Source organism: Burkholderia sp. KBS0801 (assembly GCF_005937855.2).
Lineage (GTDB): Bacteria > Pseudomonadota > Gammaproteobacteria > Burkholderiales > Burkholderiaceae > Burkholderia > Burkholderia ambifaria.
On record NZ_CP042177.1, the window covers coordinates 1,648,019 to 1,668,857 of the forward strand.

Annotated in this window: 25 protein-coding genes; 15 read left to right on the forward strand and 10 right to left on the reverse strand. The window is 65.7% G+C overall.

Going from position 1 to position 20,839, the window contains the following annotated elements; translation table 11 throughout:
• Nucleotides 1-134 precede the first annotated feature (134 nt).
• Nucleotides 135-359: a hypothetical protein gene (locus tag FFI87_RS34810; RefSeq protein ID WP_261378567.1), complete on the forward strand. Its 225-nt coding sequence runs from the start codon at nucleotides 135-137 to the stop codon at nucleotides 357-359.
• A 78-nt stretch (nucleotides 360-437) separates the two neighbouring features.
• Nucleotides 438-662, forward strand: coding sequence for a hypothetical protein (locus FFI87_RS34815; protein WP_261378568.1), 225 nt, complete (start codon nucleotides 438-440; stop codon nucleotides 660-662).
• Between the two features lie 274 nt (nucleotides 663-936).
• Here FFI87_RS34815 and FFI87_RS07950 read toward each other — a convergent pair whose 3' ends face one another.
• Nucleotides 937-1,971, reverse strand: a complete 1,035-nt coding sequence (locus tag FFI87_RS07950) for a class I SAM-dependent methyltransferase (protein WP_138847775.1) — start codon at nucleotides 1,969-1,971, stop codon at nucleotides 937-939.
• Nucleotides 1,972-2,436: 465 nt separating this feature from the next.
• Here FFI87_RS07950 and FFI87_RS07955 point away from each other — a divergent pair, with 465 nt between their 5' ends.
• A complete protein-coding gene (locus tag FFI87_RS07955; RefSeq protein ID WP_138848485.1) occupies nucleotides 2,437-2,955 on the forward strand; it encodes a GNAT family N-acetyltransferase in 519 nt (172 codons plus the stop codon).
• Between the two features lie 72 nt (nucleotides 2,956-3,027).
• On the opposite strand, the gene FFI87_RS07960 is transcribed toward FFI87_RS07955, so the two are convergent.
• Both FFI87_RS07960 and FFI87_RS07965 read right to left on the reverse strand, forming a co-directional pair.
• Complete coding sequence (locus FFI87_RS07960) at nucleotides 3,028-3,492, reverse strand: plasmid fertility inhibition factor family protein (RefSeq protein WP_012363799.1); 465 nt, start codon at nucleotides 3,490-3,492, stop codon at nucleotides 3,028-3,030.
• A 685-nt stretch (nucleotides 3,493-4,177) separates the two neighbouring features.
• Nucleotides 4,178-4,921: a DUF695 domain-containing protein gene (locus tag FFI87_RS07965; protein ID WP_138847774.1), complete on the reverse strand. Its 744-nt coding sequence runs from the start codon at nucleotides 4,919-4,921 to the stop codon at nucleotides 4,178-4,180.
• Between the two features lie 209 nt (nucleotides 4,922-5,130).
• Here FFI87_RS07965 and FFI87_RS07970 point away from each other — a divergent pair, with 209 nt between their 5' ends.
• From FFI87_RS07970 to FFI87_RS07985, 4 genes are all read left to right on the forward strand, one after another.
• Nucleotides 5,131-5,439: a hypothetical protein gene (locus FFI87_RS07970; RefSeq protein ID WP_006751010.1), complete on the forward strand. Its 309-nt coding sequence runs from the start codon at nucleotides 5,131-5,133 to the stop codon at nucleotides 5,437-5,439.
• 37 nt (nucleotides 5,440-5,476) lie between these two features.
• Nucleotides 5,477-5,731 carry a hypothetical protein gene (locus FFI87_RS35210; RefSeq protein ID WP_138847773.1) on the forward strand — a complete coding sequence of 85 codons (255 nt, stop codon included), beginning with the start codon at nucleotides 5,477-5,479 and terminating at the stop codon, nucleotides 5,729-5,731.
• Nucleotides 5,695-6,288 (forward strand): aspartyl-tRNA synthetase, encoded by a 594-nt coding sequence (locus tag FFI87_RS07980; protein ID WP_138847772.1) that lies wholly within the window; start codon nucleotides 5,695-5,697, stop codon nucleotides 6,286-6,288. Before FFI87_RS35210 ends, FFI87_RS07980 begins: the two co-directional genes overlap by 37 nt.
• A 162-nt stretch (nucleotides 6,289-6,450) precedes the next feature.
• Complete coding sequence (locus FFI87_RS07985) at nucleotides 6,451-6,924, forward strand: VOC family protein (RefSeq protein WP_012363804.1); 474 nt, start codon at nucleotides 6,451-6,453, stop codon at nucleotides 6,922-6,924.
• Nucleotides 6,925-7,065: 141 nt separating this feature from the next.
• Here the strand turns inward: FFI87_RS07985 and FFI87_RS35325 are convergent, their stop codons facing one another.
• Nucleotides 7,066-7,500 carry a GAF domain-containing protein gene (locus FFI87_RS35325; RefSeq protein ID WP_409995108.1) on the reverse strand — a complete coding sequence of 145 codons (435 nt, stop codon included), beginning with the start codon at nucleotides 7,498-7,500 and terminating at the stop codon, nucleotides 7,066-7,068.
• 89 nt (nucleotides 7,501-7,589) lie between these two features.
• Between FFI87_RS35325 and FFI87_RS08000 the strand changes: the two genes are divergently transcribed.
• The gene (locus FFI87_RS08000; RefSeq protein ID WP_012363806.1) at nucleotides 7,590-7,808 is read left to right on the forward strand and encodes a hypothetical protein; all 219 of its coding nucleotides are present in this window, start codon (nucleotides 7,590-7,592) and stop codon (nucleotides 7,806-7,808) included.
• Nucleotides 7,809-7,979: 171 nt separating this feature from the next.
• Here FFI87_RS08000 and FFI87_RS08005 read toward each other — a convergent pair whose 3' ends face one another.
• Both FFI87_RS08005 and FFI87_RS08010 read right to left on the reverse strand, forming a co-directional pair.
• Nucleotides 7,980-8,603 carry a phospholipase D family protein gene (locus FFI87_RS08005; protein ID WP_041489924.1) on the reverse strand — a complete coding sequence of 208 codons (624 nt, stop codon included), beginning with the start codon at nucleotides 8,601-8,603 and terminating at the stop codon, nucleotides 7,980-7,982.
• A gap of 417 nt (nucleotides 8,604-9,020) precedes the next feature.
• Entirely contained in the window at nucleotides 9,021-9,503 is a 483-nt protein-coding gene (locus FFI87_RS08010; protein WP_012363808.1) for a winged helix-turn-helix transcriptional regulator, read from the reverse strand.
• 169 nt (nucleotides 9,504-9,672) lie between these two features.
• Here FFI87_RS08010 and FFI87_RS08015 point away from each other — a divergent pair, with 169 nt between their 5' ends.
• Nucleotides 9,673-10,110 carry a PaaI family thioesterase gene (locus FFI87_RS08015; RefSeq protein WP_138847770.1) on the forward strand — a complete coding sequence of 146 codons (438 nt, stop codon included), beginning with the start codon at nucleotides 9,673-9,675 and terminating at the stop codon, nucleotides 10,108-10,110.
• A gap of 212 nt (nucleotides 10,111-10,322) precedes the next feature.
• A complete protein-coding gene (locus FFI87_RS08020; RefSeq protein ID WP_138847769.1) occupies nucleotides 10,323-11,375 on the forward strand; it encodes an NADP(H)-dependent aldo-keto reductase in 1,053 nt (350 codons plus the stop codon).
• Between the two features lie 84 nt (nucleotides 11,376-11,459).
• On the opposite strand, the gene FFI87_RS08025 is transcribed toward FFI87_RS08020, so the two are convergent.
• Together FFI87_RS08025 and FFI87_RS08030 are read right to left on the reverse strand one after the other, a co-directional pair.
• Nucleotides 11,460-12,746 (reverse strand): MFS transporter, encoded by a 1,287-nt coding sequence (locus tag FFI87_RS08025; RefSeq protein ID WP_012363811.1) that lies wholly within the window; start codon nucleotides 12,744-12,746, stop codon nucleotides 11,460-11,462.
• Nucleotides 12,747-12,781: 35 nt separating this feature from the next.
• On the reverse strand, nucleotides 12,782-14,203 hold the full coding sequence (locus FFI87_RS08030) for a M20 family metallopeptidase (RefSeq protein WP_138847768.1): 1,422 nt from the start codon (nucleotides 14,201-14,203) through the stop codon (nucleotides 12,782-12,784).
• Nucleotides 14,204-14,366: 163 nt separating this feature from the next.
• On the opposite strand from FFI87_RS08030, the gene FFI87_RS08035 reads away from it, so the two are divergent.
• From FFI87_RS08035 to FFI87_RS08050, 4 genes are all read left to right on the forward strand, one after another.
• Nucleotides 14,367-15,320 (forward strand): LysR family transcriptional regulator, encoded by a 954-nt coding sequence (locus FFI87_RS08035; RefSeq protein WP_138847767.1) that lies wholly within the window; start codon nucleotides 14,367-14,369, stop codon nucleotides 15,318-15,320.
• Between the two features lie 64 nt (nucleotides 15,321-15,384).
• Nucleotides 15,385-16,512: a tRNA 2-selenouridine(34) synthase MnmH gene (gene mnmH, locus FFI87_RS08040; protein WP_138847766.1), complete on the forward strand. Its 1,128-nt coding sequence runs from the start codon at nucleotides 15,385-15,387 to the stop codon at nucleotides 16,510-16,512.
• Nucleotides 16,509-17,567: a permease gene (locus FFI87_RS08045; RefSeq protein ID WP_012363815.1), complete on the forward strand. Its 1,059-nt coding sequence runs from the start codon at nucleotides 16,509-16,511 to the stop codon at nucleotides 17,565-17,567. The genes mnmH and FFI87_RS08045 overlap by 4 nt, the downstream gene beginning before the upstream one ends.
• A gap of 177 nt (nucleotides 17,568-17,744) precedes the next feature.
• A complete protein-coding gene (locus tag FFI87_RS08050) occupies nucleotides 17,745-18,167 on the forward strand; it encodes a hypothetical protein (protein ID WP_006754649.1) in 423 nt (140 codons plus the stop codon).
• A gap of 59 nt (nucleotides 18,168-18,226) precedes the next feature.
• Here FFI87_RS08050 and FFI87_RS08055 read toward each other — a convergent pair whose 3' ends face one another.
• Together FFI87_RS08055 and nodI are read right to left on the reverse strand one after the other, a co-directional pair.
• On the reverse strand, nucleotides 18,227-19,060 hold the full coding sequence (locus FFI87_RS08055; RefSeq protein ID WP_138847765.1) for an ABC transporter permease: 834 nt from the start codon (nucleotides 19,058-19,060) through the stop codon (nucleotides 18,227-18,229).
• Between the two features lie 6 nt (nucleotides 19,061-19,066).
• On the reverse strand, nucleotides 19,067-19,981 hold the full coding sequence (gene nodI, locus FFI87_RS08060) for a nodulation factor ABC transporter ATP-binding protein NodI (RefSeq protein WP_012363817.1): 915 nt from the start codon (nucleotides 19,979-19,981) through the stop codon (nucleotides 19,067-19,069).
• 331 nt (nucleotides 19,982-20,312) lie between these two features.
• Here nodI and FFI87_RS08065 point away from each other — a divergent pair, with 331 nt between their 5' ends.
• Nucleotides 20,313-20,810, forward strand: a complete 498-nt coding sequence (locus tag FFI87_RS08065; RefSeq protein ID WP_011656788.1) for a universal stress protein — start codon at nucleotides 20,313-20,315, stop codon at nucleotides 20,808-20,810.
• The last annotated feature ends 29 nt before the right edge of the window (nucleotides 20,811-20,839 follow it).

The window sequence follows — 20,839 nt, forward strand, 5'->3', positions numbered from 1 at the left end:
GCCGCGGAGTCGCGGGCTTGTTGTTTGATGTAACCATGGTCTCTCTGGTTTATTACGGGTGTAGGAGCCGGTAAACATACCAGAGTCTCAGTGAACCCCGCTTCGGTGGGGTTTTTTATTGGATCTCGTCACAAATGAGCATTCAGCAGTTCGGCCGCAAGGTATCGCTGATCATCGGGCTCGACAGCGGCGAGGCGCTAGATCTGTCCGATCTGCGCATCGTGTTCCGAGTTCGGCGCGGCGACCTGCAGACGCCGAATTCGGCGCGGATCCGCGTCTACAACGTGTCCACGACAACGGCGCGACGCGCAGAAAGAGTCACGCGGGTCGTGTTGCAGGCTGGCTACGACGGCAACTGAGGTATCATCTTCGACCGTCTTATCAAGCCGGTGCGGCGCGGGCGCGAGAGCCAGACTGACACACTCCTCGACATCATCGTGGCTGACGGCGATTCCGCATACAACTTCGCCGTGGTGAATTCGACGCTCGCGGCCGGCTCGGCCGCGACGGATCATATGTCGATCGCAACGGCAGCCATGTATCCGTACGGCGTATTGGTCGGATACATGCCGCAGGTGACGTCGAACCCGCTGCAGGCGGCAGGGGATGGCGCGCGACCTCCTGCGAGGGATCGCGAAAACCGCGCCGGAAGTCTGATATAAGGATTGTGATTCCTGTCGTCGTGGGTTCGAGTCCCATCAGCCACCCCACCGAGTGCATTAACAAAACAGGCGCTTAGGCGCCTGTTTTGCTTTCCGTGGTATGAATTTCAAAATTCACGCCGTCGCGTCCGCTGATTCGATCTTCCGTCGATCGTAATGCCGATATGTCATTTCCGGATTCGCACGTGCCGCGAATCCGTGCACGTCGGCGCTTCGATTCCTGATCTTCGTCGTGATCGCGGTCGGCCATTTCTCGTCGCTGCGATGCGACGTTCTATTGAATACTTCCTGGCGGGACAAAACGCGGATTGCGCCAAGCCTGCACGCCATCCACGATCAACTCCGGTATCCAGTTCTTGACCTGATAGAAAGCCGGCCTCTCCATTTCGATCAGCCAGCCGGCGGGCGTCAGGATGTCGTAGAGTCGCCCTTCGATGTGCTTCGAGTGAGTGCCGATCAAAACGTAGGCGACCTTCTCATTGAGGAGCGACAGACACGATTCGATCAACGCAGCCTCGCCGCCTTGGATGTCGACATGCAAGAGATCAATGCGATCTCGATCGCCGATTGCCGACTCTAAAGAGATCATCGGCAAGATGTCGTGACTGCCGTTTGCCACGGCCTCGTCTTGCTGCTCTTTGGTCGCGCCGAAAACCGGCTCAAGCCCCCAGCAGTGGCCGGCATGCTCCTGACGAGGGAAGAGGGCGCTTCCCGCGCTCGCGGCTGCGACGCCGCGATACAGCGTATATTCGCCCTGCGCGAACCCGTTGCGCGCGAGTGCTTCTCGAGCGAATTCAAGGTGGCCTTCGTCGCCCTCGATGCCTATGACATGCACCTTTCGGCCGGTACGTTTGGCGGCCATGCCAGTGTTATTCATCCAGCAACCCCAGCCGCAACCCAGCTCGATCATGGTGAATGTATCGGGGCGCGCCAATTCCACGGCGTGCAATGCCGAGGCCCATTCCGCAATATCGGCATGCCAGTTGGCCGGCAGCGGAAAATGATCCAGTTTGCCGCCCTGATCTGCAAGAAAAGGCAGAATTTTCGGGTCCACCAGCACGCCAAGCCAGTTCGTCTGGAATCCAGGCGTCGGCTTTCTGTCGTGTACTTCATGACGACGCATACATTCAAGCGCGTCAAAATTGGCGTAATAGGCAAAGAAGGGCGTGCCGCGAGTCGCCTCCACTTGATTTTCCAGATCGCGAATCCTCTGTTCGGCGACTCGAAGCGCTTCCGCCAGTGCGTTACGGTTATCGTGGAGCTTGCGAATGGGACCGATCGAGCGGCCAAGACTTTTCATCAAGGTCATTCCTTCCACTCCTGCGTCTCGTGCTACGGCGATTGTTATCGTGGGATGCCGGCACGAACACTTCTCGCCCGGCGGAAGTACGCAACAAGCTTTCAGTGGGATCAAGATGATGCGCCATAGCATAGCGATCGAAGGCTTGGGGCGCTAGTCGAGCCACCATGGATATTGGATGGCCAGCCTTCTGAAGTTGGCTGGATTGTCGAGCGTGATATTGGCGGAATAAACCAGTGACTTGGCGCAACCCGCCAATGCTTAACATTCTTACATTCGTGTAATGTATCGATTCCTCGTGCTCTCGACTTTCCAGGGCCGTTCGGTCCCGTCGCCCGGAAGGCGCCGGGGCATTTTTTCGCCAGCTGCGGCGCCGTGCAACATCCGATGCGTTTAGCGACGCAATTCGCCGTTGAAAACATCGCGACTGCTACACTTTCCCGGCCTCGATTACGCAACGGAAGCGACCCCAGCATGCCGGAATCCCCAACCATCACGTTGCGCAGCGCGACGTCACACGACGCAGAGAACGTTGCGCGCTTGCACACGCTGAGCTGGCAGAGCGCATACAGCCATATCCTGCCCGCGGCCTACCTGTCCGACGAGGTGCCGACGGAACACGCGACGCGGTGGCGGCGCTATTTCGATCGCAACGAAGCGGAATGGGGCCTCGTGCTGATCGCGGAGTCCGACGGCGTGCCCATCGGTTTCGTGAGCGCCGAAAGACCGGTCGATCCGGCGCTGGGTGTCCTGCTCGATTGCCTTCACGTCCTTCCCGCATATCACGGAAGCGGTATCGGCAAGCACATGATCGAAGCCGTTCGCGCATGGACGCGAAATATCGGCGTGGACAAGGTTCATCTGTTGGTGCTCGAGGGCAACGTCCGCGCGATTGGCTTCTACGAGCACAACGGCTGGCGATTGGCGGGCGTCGAAACCAGCGTCATCGGCCGGACGGAAGTCGCCGACCGGATCTATATGATCGAGGCCTGACGGCCTGTCGGCATCGCATCGAATGGCTGCCTGCTGCACGATCCATTCCGCTATCGACCATGCGCCTGTGCGTCACTCGCCGCAATACCGCACGAGCAGATCCGCCTCCGTCTCATGCACCTCGACAGGCAGGCACGTCGCCCCCGCATACGCCAGATAGCGCGCGCGATGCTGACCGTTCCGGAAGGACGCGACGCCGACTTTCGACAGCCCCGGGATGCCGAGCAGCGTCCGCGTTCTCGTCTCGCGAAACGTGATGAAGGGCATATCGGGAATTCGCCGCTCGGCCGGGTCGAGGAATTCGCGGATGCCGGCGGCCTTGCCGGGCGCCCAGTACTGAACCGCCGGCAGCACGTAGTCGGTCGTGTCGCGATCGGCGCAGGCGAGCAGCTTCGTCAGGTCGACCGTCACGACACGATGCCGCGAGTCGTCAGACGCGAATACCCGCTTGAGATGCGTATAGGCATAGGCGGTGTGTCCCGGAAGCTGGACGATCCAGACATCGACGCCGTCATGTTGTGCCCGAGCGAGTGTCATTGTTTCCTTGGGTAGCGAAGCGATTTTGTGGCCGGAAGGCGTGGCAGCGCGCTCCTCGCGGCGGAGCCGGCAGATACTGATCGCGAAACATGATTTCACGAAAATCCGAAAAGACAAATCGCTGATTCAAGGAAAAACGGAATCATGCGGTTTTAGCTATGTAGGCGACATGCCAGAGGCTCCAGTGCGATATAAGAAATCGCCCGCATAAATCAAAAATCCGCACGCGAATCCTGAACACAGGAACGCTGCTGACTGTTGGCGCGATCGTCGCTGCCCGGCACACCTGTGTGCATGGCAGGGGCTTTCCGGTTGAAAGGGTGAGTTGCCGCACAGACGGTCGCATGGCCCACGATCACAATTTGACCGGTTGACCGTTCTACCCCGGCCCGGTCAACCGTTTCCCCGCTCGCTCGCGCAGGAGCGGGGCTTTTTGCCCGCCCGGCGCATGCAAGCCGCGTCGGCGAAACCGGACAGGCGTTCGGCACGCGGCCTTTCGCGCCCCCGGCATCCGCTCGCCCGATCCGCATGAATCGCTTTCCTCGTGCCTGAGCGGCCGCTCGGGCATATCGCCGGTTACGGCCGGCGATGCCTTGGTCCCGGCGGCGCGCGTTCGCGCTGCCGCGATGCTTTTTGTCCCGAAACCGTCAAGGCCCGGTCGCGCGCAACGCGCGTGTCGGCCGGATCAGCCGGCTTGCTCGACGCTGGTTTCCCAACCGTCGTATTCGCCGCCGAGCGAGCGTACCTCGCGATTGATCTCGAGCGTATGGTGCGTGATGTCGGCCAGCACCATCGTGCCTTCGTGCGCAAACCGCACGGCCGATTTGCCGTCCTCGGTCGGTGCGACCGATTCGACCAGATAGCCTTTCGACTCGGCCCAGTCGGCGAACTGGTGCGCGTCGCTCGGCTCCGGGAAGTAGGCCCAGTGCATCACGCGCCGGCTCACGTCGCTCACGTCGCCTTTCTGCCGCAGCGCGTCGAGCACGCGCATGTCGCGCATCAGTTGCCAGTCGTCGTCGGTCGGGTAGAGCGTGCGCCAGTACGTTTCCTTGTCCGGATCGTCCTGGTATGCGTACTGAAGTGCGTAGGTCGTCTGTTCGGCCAGCGAGTCGACGATCCCGCTCGCGGTTTCTTCGTCGAACGGCACGTAGAACAGGAAATCCTGGTGGCCGTCGACCGTGACGCGGCCCACCTGCACGCCGTTTTTCGCGGTCACGGCGGCGTCCAGCAGATCCTCGATCTTCGTGAGCTCGGCGAACTCGTCCCGGCTCGGCAGGCCTTCGGGCGTCGGATGCGCCAGCGTGACGCGTACGCTGAGCAGCGACGTGCGCGGATCGCTTTCGGCGAGTTCCGCAAAGCTCTGATTGAAGCTGATGAAAGCCTGATGGTCGCCCATTCTGGCAGGGAAGGTTCCCCAGGCGTCGGTCATGTGTTTCTCCCGTACACGATTGTCTGTTGACGGTTGCAAAGCGTCCCAATGTATCATCGAAAATCAGCGCTGGCAGATGCCGCGCCGATGATTGCCGGTCCGGCTGAGCCGGCCGGTCCGGTGGCAGTCGAATTCGCCTGCTATCGTGTAATCGTCGGCTTCCGTCGTCAGGCGTTCGCCCGGCCGCAACCGTTTCGAAGGAGATTCCGATGTCGATGTTCGCTGTGAATGGTGTCCGAATCGACGTGCTCAGTGCGCGCGTGACGCACGTGCGCTGGGCGGCCGTGAATCCGACGGATCGGTCGTGGGCGGCGACGCCGAGCGAGGCGTCGGTGGAGGAAGTGGCACGCGCGCTCGCGGCGGGCAACGACGTTCATGCCGTGTTTGACGAAGTGGACGGAACGGCGGTGGGGCCGAAACTGAAGCGCGTGCTGTATCGCGACGCGTCGGCAGGGATCGAGCTCGACATCGATGCGACGAACGAGTCGCGTACGTTGCGTGATCTTCCGCAGATCTGAAAGGCGATCGGCCCGTGTTTCCGCGAGCCGCCCACACATGAATCACGCTACCGCGCACGAAGCCATGTCCACATACGCCATTGCCCCGTTGGGAGCCGCATTCTGTCTGATGCTCGCGGCCTGTCAGACCGAATCCATACAGCCGTCGCCCGAGACCGCATCGGCCCCGGTTCCGCCGTCGTCGCCGGCGGCGCCGATTCGCGGCATCGGCGTTGCGCCGCACCTCGCCGCGCAGAGTCACTGGGCGGTCGGTCAATGCACGTCGAACGGCACGGTCAACGTGTGCAATTGACGGGAGCGGCCGAAACGGTGAGCGAAGCGAGCGAAACGGACGATTCCGGCTGGCATGTCGATCCGGTTGCCGGAACGGTGATCGGCGCGTTGCCGGTGGTCCTGCCGGTCGACGGCCGCAGTTTCAGGAGAAAGGCGATCGTCGGCGCGGTGCTGGCCGGGTTGGCCGCGTGCGGGTACGCGGTCGACCGCACGCTCTGGCCGGTTGCGGCACTGGCCGTGGTGCTGGCCCTCGCGAGCGGCGCCTTCTTCTTCGTGTCGCGCCGCAAGATGGCGCTGCATATCGACGAAACCGGCTTCAGGCTCGTCGGTTCCGTGCGCGAAAAGCCGGTGACGCGGTGGCGCGACGTGACCGAGTTCGGGATGATCAGCGTCGCGGGTAACCGTTATATCGGCTACCAGTTCTCGGCGCACTCGCCGCGCACCAGGGTGCCCGGCGGCGTGATGCTGCCGATCAACCGGTTCGCCGACCTTCCGCTCGACGCCGTTGCCGCGTTGCTCGAAGCGTGCCGCCGGCAGTTCGGCATGGCGGATGATCCGGTCGGCCGAACGGACTGATTCCACGCGTCGTGTGTGATCTGGCCGCCTTATCGCGAGCGATAAAAAATCCGGGCGTGCGTGTCGATTTCCATCGAGTCCGTCCGTCGTAGCGTTGGAGGCGTGCGCATCGTGCGTCCGTCCCGATTTCCGATACGACAACCGACTGAAGGAGCGATACCCATGGCCACGTCCGTCAACCCGATCCCGGAAGGAATGCGCACGCTGACGCCGCATCTGATCTGCGCCGGCGCAGCCGCAGCCATCGATTTCTACAAGCGTGCGTTCAACGCGACCGAACGGTTCCGATTGGCGACCCCGGACGGCCGGCTCGCGCACGCGTGCCTCGCAATCGGCGATTCGACACTGATGCTCGTGGATGAAATGCCGGAGCATGGCGCACTCGGTCCGAAGGCGCTGAAAGGCACGTCGGTCTGCCTGCACTTGTACGTGTCGGACACCGACGCGGCGATCGCGCAGGCCGTCGAGGCCGGCGCAACGGTCAAGATGCCGGCCGCCGACATGTTCTGGGGCGATCGCTATGGGCAAGTGGAGGATCCGTTCGGCCACCGCTGGTCGATCGCGACCCATCAGCGCGATCTGACGCCCGAGCAGATCGCGGAAGCGATGGCGAGCGCGCCGCCGTGCGGAAGCTGAGCTATCGGGGCTGAGCGCGGCTGGCGGGTGGCGGCTGAGGTTGCGGTTACGCCTGCGGTTGCGGTGGCGCGGATTGTCGCGTATCGGCGCGCGGTTCGTCTGCGCTCATGGGGCGGCGGCCTTGCCGCGCTGATCGTCCTCCTACCTGTGGAGATCGGGTAAGGCGAGCAGCGCGGCCACCGTATGATGCCGCGCAGGTTCGTAGGCGGCGTGACCGACACTGAACCGGATCGCATAGCCGCGTGCGTCGGACGGGTTGTGCTGCGCGAGCGCCGGCGTGACGCGCGCGAGATCGGCGCGCCGACGTCGGCCGGATCGTCGGCGCTCAAGAGCGCGATGAATGGTCGCTGCCGAGGCGGGCGAGTGCGCCGGCGCAGATTTCGCGCGGTCGCGAGTGCTGGTGGTTAGGCCGTTCGGCGCAGCGAGCGGCCTGCCTGCGTAGAAGCGGATGCCCGGCTGGCCCGTGACGAGCGGGTTGTCGTGGAAGCGATCGTCTTTGCGCGCGTCCGGGATCACCATCGGGTCGTTCGCGAGCAGTGCATGCGCCATACGCGGAGAACGATGCAGACGCTTCACGCATGCACGCGATGAATTTGTGTCCAGTGCCTCAAGCTGCCCGGTGCGATGCCGTAAACAGGGCGAGTCAATCGTTCATCTATCGCACCATGGTCCGAATTCTGTACGCGGGTTATCTCGCACTGGCGCTGTACCTGCTTTATCCGATGGTGCAGAACACGCTGACCTTCAGCTCGGACTGCGTACTGCGCGCGCTGCCGGGCGGCAATCGCGATCTGCCGAAATTTTCGTCAAGCGACGCGCATGCGGCCGCGAGCCGGTGTGTCGCGACCGCGCAAGTCGCGGAGCGATCGCCCAACATTCATTGATTTCATCGATGCTGCTGATCGCGGCACTGTCACGCTGCGTGTGCCGGCCATTCGGCCAGGTTGATGGGCGCGTCGTGCGCAGCGATCATTGACGACATCACGAAGCGAATGCATGCAACGACGCGCGTCGACCGCGCCGCATGCGAATGGCGATTGCGTTCGTGCGATGCGTCAGTACGACGAGTGGTACGGCGCGCCCTGGTCGAAGCGGCTTTGCCAATGCGCGAGGTAGCGCGACGCGAGCTGCGGATTGTTCCACACCACGACGACGTTTTCGGAATTGCGGCTGGCTGCCGAAGCGCTGTAGTTGAACGAGCCGGTCTCGACATGTTCGGCATCGATCACGAGGTACTTGTCGTGATGGATGGCATAGGCGTCGATCGTGCGCGTCGGAATGCCCGCGTTGACGAGCAGGTTCAGCGCCTGCTTGCTACTCTTGGCGCGATTGCCCTTGTCGTCCACGACGACCGCGACATTCACGCCGCGCCGCTTCGCGGCGAGCAGCGCGCGCGTGACGGGTGGCGAGGTGAACGAGTAGGCAGCCACGCGAATCGAGGTGCGCGCGGCGCCGATCGCCTTCAGCACGAGCGCCTCGGCGCCGCCGTCGGGCGAGAACGCCGATTCGACGGCTTGCGTGGCGGGTGCTTCATGGGTCGGCGTCGGCAGCAACTGCGCGATGAAGTCGATTGCCTGCTGCAGCAGCGATTCATTGTGCGTCTTGCCGAAGGCGGCGAAGGGCGTGGCAAGCAGGGAAGCGGCGAGGCAGGTGGCGGCTAGGCGTTTGCGCGACAACATCTTGGACAGCGAATGATTTCGAGACAGCGGGCCGTGAGTGTAACGCAGACACGGCGGCGCGGCCACGCCCGAATGCGAATGGAACGATGGCGTGACAGCCCGCAGCGGGCGGTGGGACGGTGCTCATCATGCCGGGTGGTTTCTGCAGCGGCCGGGTGATCGCGCCGGTTGACGGATGTCGATTGATCAGCGCGTGCGTGCGCAGGGGGAACGACAAGGCCACGCATGAAGAAATGCACGTACGTGCTGGTGCAGGTTCAATGCGCCGTGTGATTGACGAGAGGGGAACAGCAGGCCGGGCGCGGCGACCATGAATGCTCGGCAGGCATGAAACACATGCAACCATGCGCCCGCATGATGGCCGCGCCGCGCATGGCACGCGCGCTGCGTCCGGCATCGGGCATCAGACATCAGGCATCACGACTCGACCGGCCCCGCCGCCTCAGGCGCGACCCACCCTGGCCCGGGTTCCGGCTGCACGTCGTGCGCATCGAGCGGCTCGCCGCATGCCGAGCACACGGCGACTGCATGCATCAGCTCACCACAGTTGCGATGCCGCAATTGCAGGGGCGGCCCCTGGCCGTCATCCTTCCAGCGGTCGCCCCATGTCATCAGCGCGAGCAGGGCCGGATAAAGATCGAGGCCTTTTTCGGTCAACCGGTATTCGAAGCGCGGCGGGCGTTCCTGATACGCGCGCTTGACCAGCACGCCTTCGTCGACGAGGCGCGCGAGCCGCTCGGCGAGCACGTGGCGCGTGAGGCCCAGTTGCGTCTGGAATGCATCGAAGCGGCGGCAGCCGAGAAAGGCGTTGCGCAGGATCAGCATGGTCCAGCGATCGCCGAGCACGGCGAGCGTGCGCGCGACCGAACAGTTCAGCGTACCGATGTCATCCCATTTCATCGTCGAGTCTCGCGCGGCGGTTCATCAAAGAAGCGGGTTCGATTATAGAACTTACCTTCGACTGCAACGGCCATCGGCTGCGTTGACAAGCCCGGAGCAGTTGTCAATAATGAGTTCCAATTTAGAACTTACTAGCGCGGCGACGCGCCATCAACCTGGAGACAACCCGATGAATCCGCTTTCCCTGTCCGGTCTCGATCTGCTGCGTGCGGCCGCGGCCGGAGACGTGCCGCTCGCGTCGATTTCCGAAACGATCCCGATGCGTCCGCTGGGTGTCGAGCTCGGCTACGTGAAGTTTTCGGCGCGGGCGGACGGCCGGCACCTGAATCCGCTCGGCGGCGTGCACGGCGGGTTCGCCGCAGCGGTGCTCGACTCCGTCACGGGCTGCGCGGTGCATTCGATGCTCGACGCGGGCGTCGGCTACGGCACGGTCGACCTGCATGTGAAGATGCTGCGTCCCGTGCCGCGCGACGTCGACCTGATCGCCGAAGGGCGCGTGATTCACCTATCGCGTTCGCTCGGCGTCGCGGAAGGCACGCTGAAGACGCCGGACGACAAGATCGTCGCGCACGCATCGGCGACCTGCTTCATTCAGCGACCGCAGTGACACAGCGGGTGGCGGCGTCGCGGTGGCCCGGCGGCCGCCCGACGTCATCCGAACGACGCACACGCACACGCGGAGGCGGAGGCGGGCGCAATCCGCATGACCAAGTGCCGCGCACACGCCGAAGGCGGCCTGTAAGTATGCGGCTCGGCCATCTGAAGCGTTCGGTTCAATGTGATAGCGTTTCTGCTTTCCACTGACGTGACAGGAACAGCATGGAATACCGCACACTCGGCGATTCGGGCATCGAGGTCAGCCTGATTGGTCTCGGCACGATGACGTGGGGCGAGCAGAATTCGGAGCGCGACGCCCACGAGCAGATCGATTACGCGCTCGCGCAGGGCGTCACGCTGATCGACGCCGCGGAGATGTACCCGGTGCCGCCGAAGCCTGACACCCAGGGCCGCACGGAGCAGTACATCGGCACCTGGCTCGCGCAGCATCGCGCGCAACGCGACCGGATCGTGCTCGCGACGAAGATCGCGGGCCCGGCGCGGCAGCCGCACAATCCGCGCCACATTCGCGGCGAAGGCAATCAGTTCGACCGCAAGAACCTCACCGAAGCGCTCGACGGCAGCCTCAAGCGCCTGCAGACCGACTATGTCGACCTGTACCAGCTGCACTGGCCCGATCGCAGCACGACGACGTTCGGCCGTCCCGCGTATCCGTGGGTCGACGATGCGTATACGGTGCCGATCGAGGAAACGCTGGGCGTGCTCGCGGAATTCGTGAAGGCCGGCAAGGTCCGCGCGATCGGCGTGTCGAACGAAACGCCGTGGGGCGTCGCGCAATTCCTGCGCGCGGCCGAGAAGCTCGGGCTGCCGCGCATCGCGAGCATCCAGAACCCGTACAGCCTGCTGAACCGCACGTTCGAGAATGGCCTGTCCGAGTTCACGCATCGCGATGGCGTCGGCCTGCTCGCCTATTCGCCGCTCGCATTCGGCTGGCTGTCCGGCAAGTACGAGAACGGCGCGCGTCCGGCCGGCGCGCGCATCACGCTGTTCGAGCGCTTCCAGCGCTACAGCAAGCCTCACGCGGTCGAAGCGACGTCGCGCTATGTTGCGCTCGCGAAGCGCCACGGGCTGTCGCCCGCGCAGCTCGCGCTCGCGTTCGTCAACAGCCGGCCGTTCGTCCGCAGCAACCTGGTCGGCGCGACGTCGCTCGATCAGTTGAAGGAGAACATCGGCAGCATCGACGTGAAGCTGTCCGACGAGATCCTGGCCGAGATCGACGCGCTGCACGAACTGCAGCCGAACCCGGCGCCGTAAACGGCGAGCGGCCCGCGCGGCAGGGTTGCCGCGACGGGCCGCGTCCGACGCGCATCGTTACGCGCTCGTTTCCTTTGCGCGCGGTCAGCGCATTCCGAGCCGCGTGCGCGCGACCAACAGCGCGACGAGACTCAACACCGCGCAGCCCATCAGATACAGCGCGGGCGACAGCCGATTGCCGGTCGCGCTGATCAGCCACGTGATCATGAACGGCGCGAAGCCGCCGAACAGCGTGACGCCGGTGTTGTAGCTGACCGCGAGACCGGTCGCGCGGGTCTGTGCCGGGAACAGCTCGGCCATCAGCGCCGGCAGCGCGCCGCAGTACGTCGCCTTCAGCAGGCCGATCCAGATCAGCGCGGCGAGCATCGTCGAGAACGACGCGTGATGCGTGAGCCACACGAACGTCGGCCAGACGGTCGCGAGCATCAGCACGGCGGCCGCGGCCATCACGCGAATCCGCCCGGTGCGATCGGACAGATGGCCCACGAGCGGCGTGACGAGCGTCAGCACGAAGCCGGTCGCGAGCGTCGCCGCGAAGCCCGTCGAGGCCGGCAGCCCGAGCTGCTTGATTGCATACGTCGGCATGTACAGCACCATGTAGTTGATCGCGGTCGAGATCACGAGCACGCCGATCGACAGCAGCACGCGCATCTTCTGGTCCGCGAACAGCTCGCGCACGGGCGTTTCGGAGCGCGCCTGCGTCTTGAACTCGACCCCTTCGTCGACGTAGCGGCGGATATAGAGGCCGATCGGACCGATCGCGAGCCCGAACAGAAACGGCACGCGCCAGCCCCAGCTTTCGAGTTGCGCGGTGCTCAGCGTCGACGTCAGCAGCGCGCCGAAGCCCGACGCAAGCAGCGTCGCGAGCCCCTGGCTCGCGAACTGCCAGCTCGACATGAAGCCGCGCCGCTGCGGCGCATGTTCGACGAGAAACGCGGTCGAGCTCGCGAATTCGCCGCCGGCCGAAAAGCCCTGCATCAGCCGCGACAGCATGATCCCGAGCGGCGCGAGGACGCCGATCGACGCGTAGGTCGGCATCAGTGCGATCAACAGCGTGCCGACCATCATCATCGCGATCGACAGCAGCAGCGACGCCTTGCGGCCCGCGCGGTCGGCGTAGGCACCGAGCACGAAGCCGCCGATCGGCCGGATCAGGTAGGACAGCCCGAACGTGCCGAGCGTGAGCAGCAGCGACGTCGCCTCGCTGGTCGCGGGAAAGAACAGCTTGGCGATCGTCACCGCGAAAAAGCCGTAGACGATCAGGTCGAACCATTCGAGCGCATTGCCGATCGACGCGGCGAAGATGATGCGCCGGATCTTCGCGGCGCTGGGGTGCGCGGCGTCCTGCGAGGTCAGGGTGGTCGTATTCATCGTGTGAGCAGGTCCCGAGAAAGGGGCGAAGCGCGTTACAGGGCGGCGCCGGCCGCGGCGAGGGCCGCGCGGCGAACGGGCGGCGCGGCGTCGCCGAGATCCCAGAAGAGGCCGGCCATCATCTGCAGTCCCTCGCGCACGACGCTCGCGAGCAGGTGCTCGTCGGGCGCGTGCTGCGAGCAGGCCGGATACGAGTGCGGCACCCACAACGTCGGCAGCCCGAGCGTATCGGCGAACACTTCGTTCGGCAGCGTGCCGCCGAGGTTCGGCAGGATCGCGGGCTTCTTGCCGGTCGTGCGCGCGAGCGACGCGACGGCCCAGCGGACCCACGGATCGTCCGGCGGCAGGCGCGTCGCCGGCGCGCCGCGTTCGACGTCGATCTCGACGTCGGCGAAGCCATGCGCATCGAGATGCGCGCGCAGGTGCGCATGCAGCGCTTGCCAGTCGGTGCCGACCACGAAACGCAGTTGGCAGTGCGCATACGCGACGGGCGGAATCGCATTCACCGGATGGTCGGGATTGCCGGCCTTGAACGCGAGGATCTCGAACGCGTTCCAGCCGAACACGCGCTCGGCGGCAGAGAGGCCGGGCTCGCCCCAGTCGGCGTCGAGCGCCGGATCGCCCGGGCCGCCGCCGACGGACAGGTCGGCGAGCGCGGCGCGCACGGCGGCCGGAATCGGCGGCGGGCGCAGGCCCGCCACGCGGATCGCGCCGCGCGCGTCGACGAGGCTCGCGAGCGCGTTCGCGAGCACGGTCGCCGGGTTGCGCAGCAGGCCGCCCCAGTTGCCGGAGTGATGGCCGCCGTCGCGAGCGCGCAGGCTCAGCCTGAAGTTGACCGCGCCACGCGAGCCGAGGAACACGGTCGGGCGTTCGGCGGTCACGCGCGGCCCGTCGGACGCGATCAGCACGTCCGCCGCGAGCGCGTCGCGCTCCTGGCGGCACAACGCGTCGAGGCCTGGCGAACCCGCTTCCTCACCCATCTCGATCAGCAGTTTCGCGTTGAAGCCGAGCCGGCCGCCGCGCGCGTCGAGCACGCTCGCCAGCGCGGCCAGGTTGATCGTGTGCTGGCCCTTGTTGTCGGCGCTGCCGCGGCCGTACCAGCGATCGCCGTCGACGGTCAGCGTCCACGGCGACAGCGGCGCGCGCCATTGCGCGTCGTAGCCGCGCACGACGTCGCCGTGGCCGTAGATCAGGACGGTCGGCAGCGCGTCGTCCTCGTGGCGCGACGCGAGCAGAAACGGCCCGCCGCCGACGACAGGGTTCTCGACGATCCGCGATGTGAAGCCGAGTCGCGCGGCTTCCGGCGCGATCTCGTCGGTCAGGTACGCGCGCAACGCGGCGCCCGCGCCGCTGTCCTGGCTTTCGGTGCGCAGGCCGACGCGGCGGCTCAGGGTCGTGAAGAAGGCGCCCGATTCGAACTGGTTCAGCGCGTGCTGGATGGCGGCGGTACGGCTCAAGACGTGTCTCCTTGTCGGTTTTCCCGCAGGCGCGGCGCGCACGGCGGGGAGTGCGATCGATTCTAGGAAGCCGTTTTTTTTGTCACAATGATCGAATTTCGAACATTTCGTTGCCGAAAAGGCAAAGCAAAGGGGCCTGCTCAGCGGGCTGGGAGACAGAACGATGGCGGCTTTCCTGCATGGTCTTGCGCTGCGGTACTTCGTCGAAGTGGCGCGCACCGGGTCGATCAGCGACGCATCGGCGCGGCTGCACGTGGCTGTCTCGGCGATCAGCCGGCAGATCGCGAAGCTCGAGAGCGAGCTTGGCGCGCCGCTGTTCGAGCGGCGGCCGCGCGGGATGACGCTGTCGGAGGCCGGCGAACGGCTGCTGGGCTTCGCGCAGCGCAGCCTGCTGGAGGCCGAGCACGTGATGAAGGAAATAGGCGGGCTGGAGGCGCTGCACGGCAGCCTGCTGAAGATCGTCTGCTCGGAAGGGTTCGCGATCGATTTCCTGCCGGGCGCGCTCGCGGGCTTCAAGGCGCGCCACCCGGGCGTCGACTTCTCGGTGTGGGTCGTGTCGCCGGCGGAGGCGACGCGGCGCGTGCGCGACGGCGACGCCGACATCGGGCTGACGTTCAGCCTGGCGCCGGAGCAGGGCGTGCGCGTCGAACATGCGGAGCGTGCGCCGGTCTTCGCGCTCGTGCGGCGCGACCATCCGCTCGCGGCGCGCGACTCGGTATCGCTCGCCGAGGTCGCGCGGCACCCGCATGTGCTGCCGGAGGCCGGCACGACGGTGCGCCAGCTGATCGACATCGCGTGCGTGCTCGATGGGCTCATGCTCGAGCCGGAACTGACCAGCAACAACACCGCCGTGATGTACCGCTATGCGCAGCGTACCGGCGCGGTGATGTTCACGGGGCTGCTGTCGGTGCGCGACCGCTTCGACTCGGACGGTTTCGTCGTCGTGCCCGTGACGAACCCCCAGTTGCGCGAGCGCAGCATCCAGGTGCAGACCATGGCGGGGCGGGACCTGCCCGCGTCGGTACGCGCGTTTCGCGACCATCTGGTCGACGTGATGAGCGCTGCATCGCCCGCGCCAGCTGCCGCGCGCGGCCCGAGACGCCCGGGCATGAGATAATCGCGAATCCGCCTTCCATGCCCGTGCGGCTCACCGAGCCGCATCGCCCCTGTTCGACGCCAAATTGAAGAACCTGATTGTCACCCTCGATCGCGCTGGCGAGTTCGACGAGATCATCGACGTGCGTACGCCGCTCGAGTTCGCCGAAGATCATATTCCCGGCGCGCTGAACGCACCCGTGCTCAGCAACGAGGAGCGCGTGATCGTCGGCACGATGTACCGTCAGGTGTCGCCGTACGAAGCGACGCGCGTCGGCGCGGCGATGGTCGCACGCAACATCGCGCGCCATCTCGACACCACGTTCGCCGACCGTCCGCGCAACTGGCGGCCGCTAATCTACTGCTGGCGCGGCGGCAAGCGCTCGGGCTCGATGACGACCTGGTTCAACCTGATCGGCTGGCAGGCGCGGCAGCTCGACGGCGGCTACAAGGCATATCGCCGCTCGGTGTGCGCGACGCTCGATACGCTGCCCACGCGGTTCCGCTACATCGCGCTCGTTGGCCATACGGGCTGCGGCAAGACGCGGCTCTTGAACGCGCTGCGCGACGAAGGGGCGCAGACGCTCGATCTCGAGGCGCTCGCCTGCCACCGCGGCTCGCTGCTCGGCGCATTGCCGGGTGTGCCGCAGCCCGCGCAGAAGTCGTTCGATTCGGGCCTCGTCGGCACGCTGGAGCGTTTCGACCCCGCCTGGCCCGTCTTCGTCGAATCGGAAAGCCGCAAGATCGGGCTCGTGCAGCTGCCGCTCGCGCTGATGGACGCGTTTCGCGCGGGGCCGTGGGTGCAGGTCGAGGCCGAGCGTGACGAACGCATCGCGTTCCTGCTCGAGGACTACGCCCACCTGTTCGACGATCCGGCCGCGTTCAAGGCGCAGCTGCATCGCCTGATCGGCCTGCACAGCCGGGAAGAGGTCGCGCGCTGGAACGCACTGATCGACGCGAACGCGCGCGCCGAACTGTTCGGCACGCTGATCGACAAGCATTACGATCCTGCGTATGCACGCACCTATCGTTCGTCGTACGACAAATCGAACCGCGTGCTGACGTTCACGTTCCGGCCGAATGCGGCCGACGTGCGCCAGCAGGCGCGCGCGCTGCTCGACGCGCTCGCGCGCGCCGGGCTTCCGGCGTCGCCCGTCGCCGGCGACGCAGCAGGATCCAACACCGACACAAACCAATCGACCACCACACGATGACGACCACACGCACCCAACCCAATCCGGCGCTCGGCTGGATGACCTTCCTGCTGATCGCGGTCGCTGGACTGTTCTACGTGAAATGGTTCCCGTACTACAACAAGGCATTCATCGCCGCCGAGCATCATTCGATCGGCCAGTCGATCCTGATGGGCACGTCGGCGAGCGCGCCCGAGCCGTCGCTGAAGGCGGCGCTCGACTACGCATGGGCATACGGCAAGGCGATCTGGCAGGCGATGGTGCTCGGCCTGCTGCTCGGTTCTGCCGTGCAGGCGCTGCTGCCCGCGCACTGGATCGCACGCGTGCTCGGTCGCACGGGCTTCGGCAGTGTCGCCGCGGGCGGCCTGCTGTCGCTGCCCGGCATGATGTGCACGTGCTGCGCGGCGCCGGTCGTCGCCGGCCTGCGCGCGCGGCACGCGTCGCCGGGCGGCGCGGTCGCGTTCTGGCTCGGCAACACGGTGCTGAATCCGGCCGCGCTGGTGTTCATGGGCTTCGTGCTCGGCTGGCACTGGAGCGCGCTGCGGCTCGTGCTCGGCATCGCGATGGTGTTCGGGATCGGCTATCTGCTGAACCGCATCGCGCGTCCCGAGGACCGCAGCATCGACGACGCGCAACTTGCCGCACTGGCGGCCGGACAGGCCGCGGCCGGCAATCCGTTCGTCCGCTGGATCAAGCTGCTCGTGCGCATGGCCGTGCGGCTCGTGCCCGAATACATCGTGCTCGTGCTGCTGCTCGGCGCGGCACGCGCATGGCTGTTCCCGCATATCGGCCCGGACATCGGCAACCATCTCGGCTGGATCATCGCGTTCGCGGTCGCGGGCACGTTGTTCGTGATCCCGACGGCCGGCGAGGTGCCGATCATCCAGGCGATGCTGTCGCTCGGCATGGGCGTCGGTCCGGCCGCCGCGCTGCTGATGACGCTGCCGCCGATCAGCGTGCCGTCGCTCGCGATGCTCGCGCGTTCGTTCAAGCCGTACATGCTGGCGATCGTCACGGCCCTCGTGGTCGTGTTCGGGATCGCGAGCGGGCTGCTCGCGATCGCGTTCGGGTTCTGACGCAGGCGCACGGGACGGCCAGCCGGCGGGAACAAGCGCCGGGGCAGCCGGCGACCGGGCCTGCGGGATGGCCGCCGCGCCGCGCGCAGACCGATCCCGTCGCGTGATCGTCGTATTCATCCGGCGCCGCCGCTTCGCACGTGCGGCGCCCTTTACAAGAAGCAAACAGGAAAACGCATGACCCAACCGAAGATTCATCCTCGACTCGAAAAGGCGCTGACGCGCGGCGATCTCGCGATCCGCCAGGCCAATTCCGCGCGGGCGACTGCCGTGCTGAACGCGCTCGGCACGATGATCATCGAGGCCTCCGCCACGATCGGCGTCGAGGCCAGCATCGAGATTCCGCAGGGCGACCGCATTTACGATCCGGTAAACGGCCTGTGGCCGCAGAAGATGCTGGTGTCGTTCGACGGCCCGGTCGCCGAAGCCGACGCGGAAGAGCTGCGTGCGGTCTATCTGATCGCCGACGATCCGGGTACGCAATTCCGCGTCGAATGGCATCGTGCGGACGGCAAGCTCGGTCGCCAGGAAGGCGGCCCGCTGGCGACCGTCGCATTCCTGACCGACGTCGAAATCCCGTGGAGCGATGACGACGAGTAACGTCGGCCGAATGGCGTCTCAAAATCGTCGCATCGGGCCGGCGCCGGATGCGACGGCCGTCAGCGCATCATCCGCCGCCGGAACAGCCACGCGCAGACGAGGAATCCGCCGATCGCATAGCCGGCGAGCACCGCGAGATGCAGGCCGACGTCCGTCGCCGGCCGGCCGAGCATCGCGGGCCGGATCAGTTCGACCGCGTTCGCGAGCGGCAGCACGTGCGCCGCGCGCTGCGCGATCGACGGCAGCTGCGTGAGCGGGAAGAACACGCCCGACAGCAGCAGCATCGGCGTCAGCACGAGCGTCTGATAGAACATGAAGAAGTCGTAGGACGGCGCGAGCGCCGTGACGATCATCGCGGTGCTCGCGAACGCGAGGCCGGCGAGCGCGATCACGGGCAGCGCCGCGAGCATCGACGGAAAGTGCGCATAGCCGAGCAGGCCCGCGACGAGCATGATCGCGACGCCCGACAACAGCGCCTTGCTCGCGCCCCAGATAATCTCGCCGAGCACGATGTCGCCCAGCGAGAGCGGCGTGTGCATGATCGCTTCCCAGGTGCGCTGCACGTGCATCCGCGAGAAGCCCGAATACATCGACTCGAAGCTCGCGGACATCATCACGCTCGAACCGACCGTGCCGGCGGCGAGGAACGCGATATACGACACGCCGTCGACGTGGCCGAGCATCAGGCCGAGCCCGAATCCCAGCCCGAACAGGTAGATCATCGGATCGGCGAGATTGCCGAACATGGATGCGAGCGCGAGCTTGCGCCACACGAGGTAGTTGCGCCGCCACACGGCGATCCAGTTGGTCGCGTTCGCGGGCAGTGCGATCGCGAAGCGTGACTCGCGGGGCGGCGCGGACGGCGCCGTGGCGGAATAGTTGCGTGCGTCCATGATCGATCAGTCCTGCATTTCGCGGCCCGTGAGCCGCAGGAACACGTCTTCCAGATTGGCCGGGCGATGCAGATAGCGCAACCCCGTGCGTCCCTTGAGTCGCGCACTGAGCGGCTCGGGATCGGTCACGTAGCAGAACAGCGTTTCGCCGCTGATCTCGGTGTGCTTCGCGAACGGCGCCAGCTCGTCGCGCAACGCGACCGGCTCGGGCCCGTAGATCTCGATCACGTCGCAGCCGATCTCGGACTCGATCAGCGCATGCGGCGCACCTTCGGCGATCTTGCGGCCTTCCTCGATCACGCACAGCCGGTCGCACAGGCGTTCGGCTTCCTCCATGAAATGCGTGGTGATCAGGATCGTCTTGCCGCGAGCGAGCAGCGAGCGCAACCGCTCCCACATCAGGTGCCGCGCCTGCGGATCGAGGCCTGTGGTCGGCTCGTCGAGCACCAGCACGTCGGGATCGTTGACGAGCGCGCGGGCGAGCGTCAGACGCCGCTTCATCCCGCCCGACAGCTCGCCCACCTTGGCATCGGCCTTGTTTTCCAGCTTCGCGAATTCGAGCAGCGGCTGCACGAGCGCGCGCGCAGCCTGCGCCGACATCCCGAAATAGCGGCTGAACACGAGCAGGTTTTCGCGGACCGTGAAGTCCGGATCGAGGTTGTCGAACTGCGGGACGACACCGACGCGTCGGCGTGCATGCCGCGCGCGTGTCGGAACGGGTTCGCCGCACAGTGAAATGGCGCCGGCATCGGGATAGACGAGGCCGAGCAGCATCTTCAGAGTCGTGGTCTTGCCGGCGCCGTTCGGCCCGAGCAGGCCGTAGCATTCGCCGGCCTGCACGTGGAAGGAGAGGTCGTTGACGACGAGCTTGTCGCCATAGCGCTTTTCAACGTTCCGGAAATCGATCGGTGCAACGGACATGGGCAAGGTTGTCGTTGTAAGCGGGCGCGGACGCGTTTCGCGGCCGCCGGCTGGCTGGACATGCGGGCCGGCGAACGGAGCGGGCGAATGCGTGTCACATGGGCATGACCGGGGCGAACGCACGTCGAGGGCACGAACGGGCCATTCTAGTGCATCGGCTGCGTCTCTTCAGCGCATGCCGGCGCGGCATGGTGCGTCGGCGCACGGATCGTGCACCGCATCATCGCCGGCGCGCCCCGCGTGGCGAATCAGCGTTTTCCATCCCTTGCGTCCTCAATTGCGGCGCACCATGATGAGTGCATAGCGCACGTAGTCGCGATAGGGAGGTTTCATGGCTAGCTACAACAAGATTCTGCTGTGCTACGACGGCACGCTCGAGGGGCGCAAGGCATTGCGGTGCGGTGCCAACCTCGCGCTGGACCTGAAGGCGGAAACGCATTTGCTGTCGGTCGTCGACATGCGCTCGAGCATCGCGCAAAGCGCCGGGTTGCTGACCGACGTCGCGTGCGGCCGCTTCGAGGAAACCGCGCGCGAGATCCTGCAGGAAGGCGTGAACTGGCTGCGCGAGCGCGGCGTTCAGGCGGAAGGCCATTTCGCGTTCGGCTATCCGATCGACGAAATCGCGAATCTCGCGACGGAGTTGAAGGCCGACCTCGTCGTCGTCGGCCATCGGTGCCGCAGCGGGTTGTCGAGATGGTGGATGGGGTCGGGCAACACGCAACTGCTCGATCGCGTGAACTGCAGCATTCTGGTCGCATGTTCGTCGGCCGAAGAGCAAAAGGCCGAGATCGCGCGCGAACGCGAAGCGGCCATCTCGAACGGCAAGTAACGCAGCAATCGCGTGAACGGCTGGAAGGC

Coding starts and splice junctions, on each gene's coding strand:
- FFI87_RS34810 (WP_261378567.1), top strand. CDS start 135: ATGAGCATTCAGCAGTTCGGCCGCAAGGTATCGCTGATCATCGGGCTC.
- FFI87_RS07950 (WP_138847775.1), bottom strand. CDS start 1,971: ATGACCTTGATGAAAAGTCTTGGCCGCTCGATCGGTCCCATTCGCAAG.
- FFI87_RS07955 (WP_138848485.1), top strand. CDS start 2,437: ATGCCGGAATCCCCAACCATCACGTTGCGCAGCGCGACGTCACACGAC.
- FFI87_RS07960 (WP_012363799.1), bottom strand. CDS start 3,492: ATGACACTCGCTCGGGCACAACATGACGGCGTCGATGTCTGGATCGTC.
- FFI87_RS07965 (WP_138847774.1), bottom strand. CDS start 4,921: ATGACCGACGCCTGGGGAACCTTCCCTGCCAGAATGGGCGACCATCAG.
- FFI87_RS07970 (WP_006751010.1), top strand. CDS start 5,131: ATGTCGATGTTCGCTGTGAATGGTGTCCGAATCGACGTGCTCAGTGCG.
- FFI87_RS35210 (WP_138847773.1), top strand. CDS start 5,477: ATGAATCACGCTACCGCGCACGAAGCCATGTCCACATACGCCATTGCC.
- FFI87_RS07980 (WP_138847772.1), top strand. CDS start 5,695: ATGCACGTCGAACGGCACGGTCAACGTGTGCAATTGACGGGAGCGGCC.
- FFI87_RS07985 (WP_012363804.1), top strand. CDS start 6,451: ATGGCCACGTCCGTCAACCCGATCCCGGAAGGAATGCGCACGCTGACG.
- FFI87_RS08000 (WP_012363806.1), top strand. CDS start 7,590: ATGGTCCGAATTCTGTACGCGGGTTATCTCGCACTGGCGCTGTACCTG.
- FFI87_RS08005 (WP_041489924.1), bottom strand. CDS start 8,603: ATGTTGTCGCGCAAACGCCTAGCCGCCACCTGCCTCGCCGCTTCCCTG.
- FFI87_RS08010 (WP_012363808.1), bottom strand. CDS start 9,503: ATGAAATGGGATGACATCGGTACGCTGAACTGTTCGGTCGCGCGCACG.
- FFI87_RS08015 (WP_138847770.1), top strand. CDS start 9,673: ATGAATCCGCTTTCCCTGTCCGGTCTCGATCTGCTGCGTGCGGCCGCG.
- FFI87_RS08020 (WP_138847769.1), top strand. CDS start 10,323: ATGGAATACCGCACACTCGGCGATTCGGGCATCGAGGTCAGCCTGATT.
- FFI87_RS08025 (WP_012363811.1), bottom strand. CDS start 12,746: ATGAATACGACCACCCTGACCTCGCAGGACGCCGCGCACCCCAGCGCC.
- FFI87_RS08035 (WP_138847767.1), top strand. CDS start 14,367: ATGGCGGCTTTCCTGCATGGTCTTGCGCTGCGGTACTTCGTCGAAGTG.
- FFI87_RS08045 (WP_012363815.1), top strand. CDS start 16,509: ATGACGACCACACGCACCCAACCCAATCCGGCGCTCGGCTGGATGACC.
- FFI87_RS08050 (WP_006754649.1), top strand. CDS start 17,745: ATGACCCAACCGAAGATTCATCCTCGACTCGAAAAGGCGCTGACGCGC.
- FFI87_RS08055 (WP_138847765.1), bottom strand. CDS start 19,060: ATGGACGCACGCAACTATTCCGCCACGGCGCCGTCCGCGCCGCCCCGC.
- nodI (WP_012363817.1), bottom strand. CDS start 19,981: ATGTCCGTTGCACCGATCGATTTCCGGAACGTTGAAAAGCGCTATGGC.
- FFI87_RS08065 (WP_011656788.1), top strand. CDS start 20,313: ATGGCTAGCTACAACAAGATTCTGCTGTGCTACGACGGCACGCTCGAG.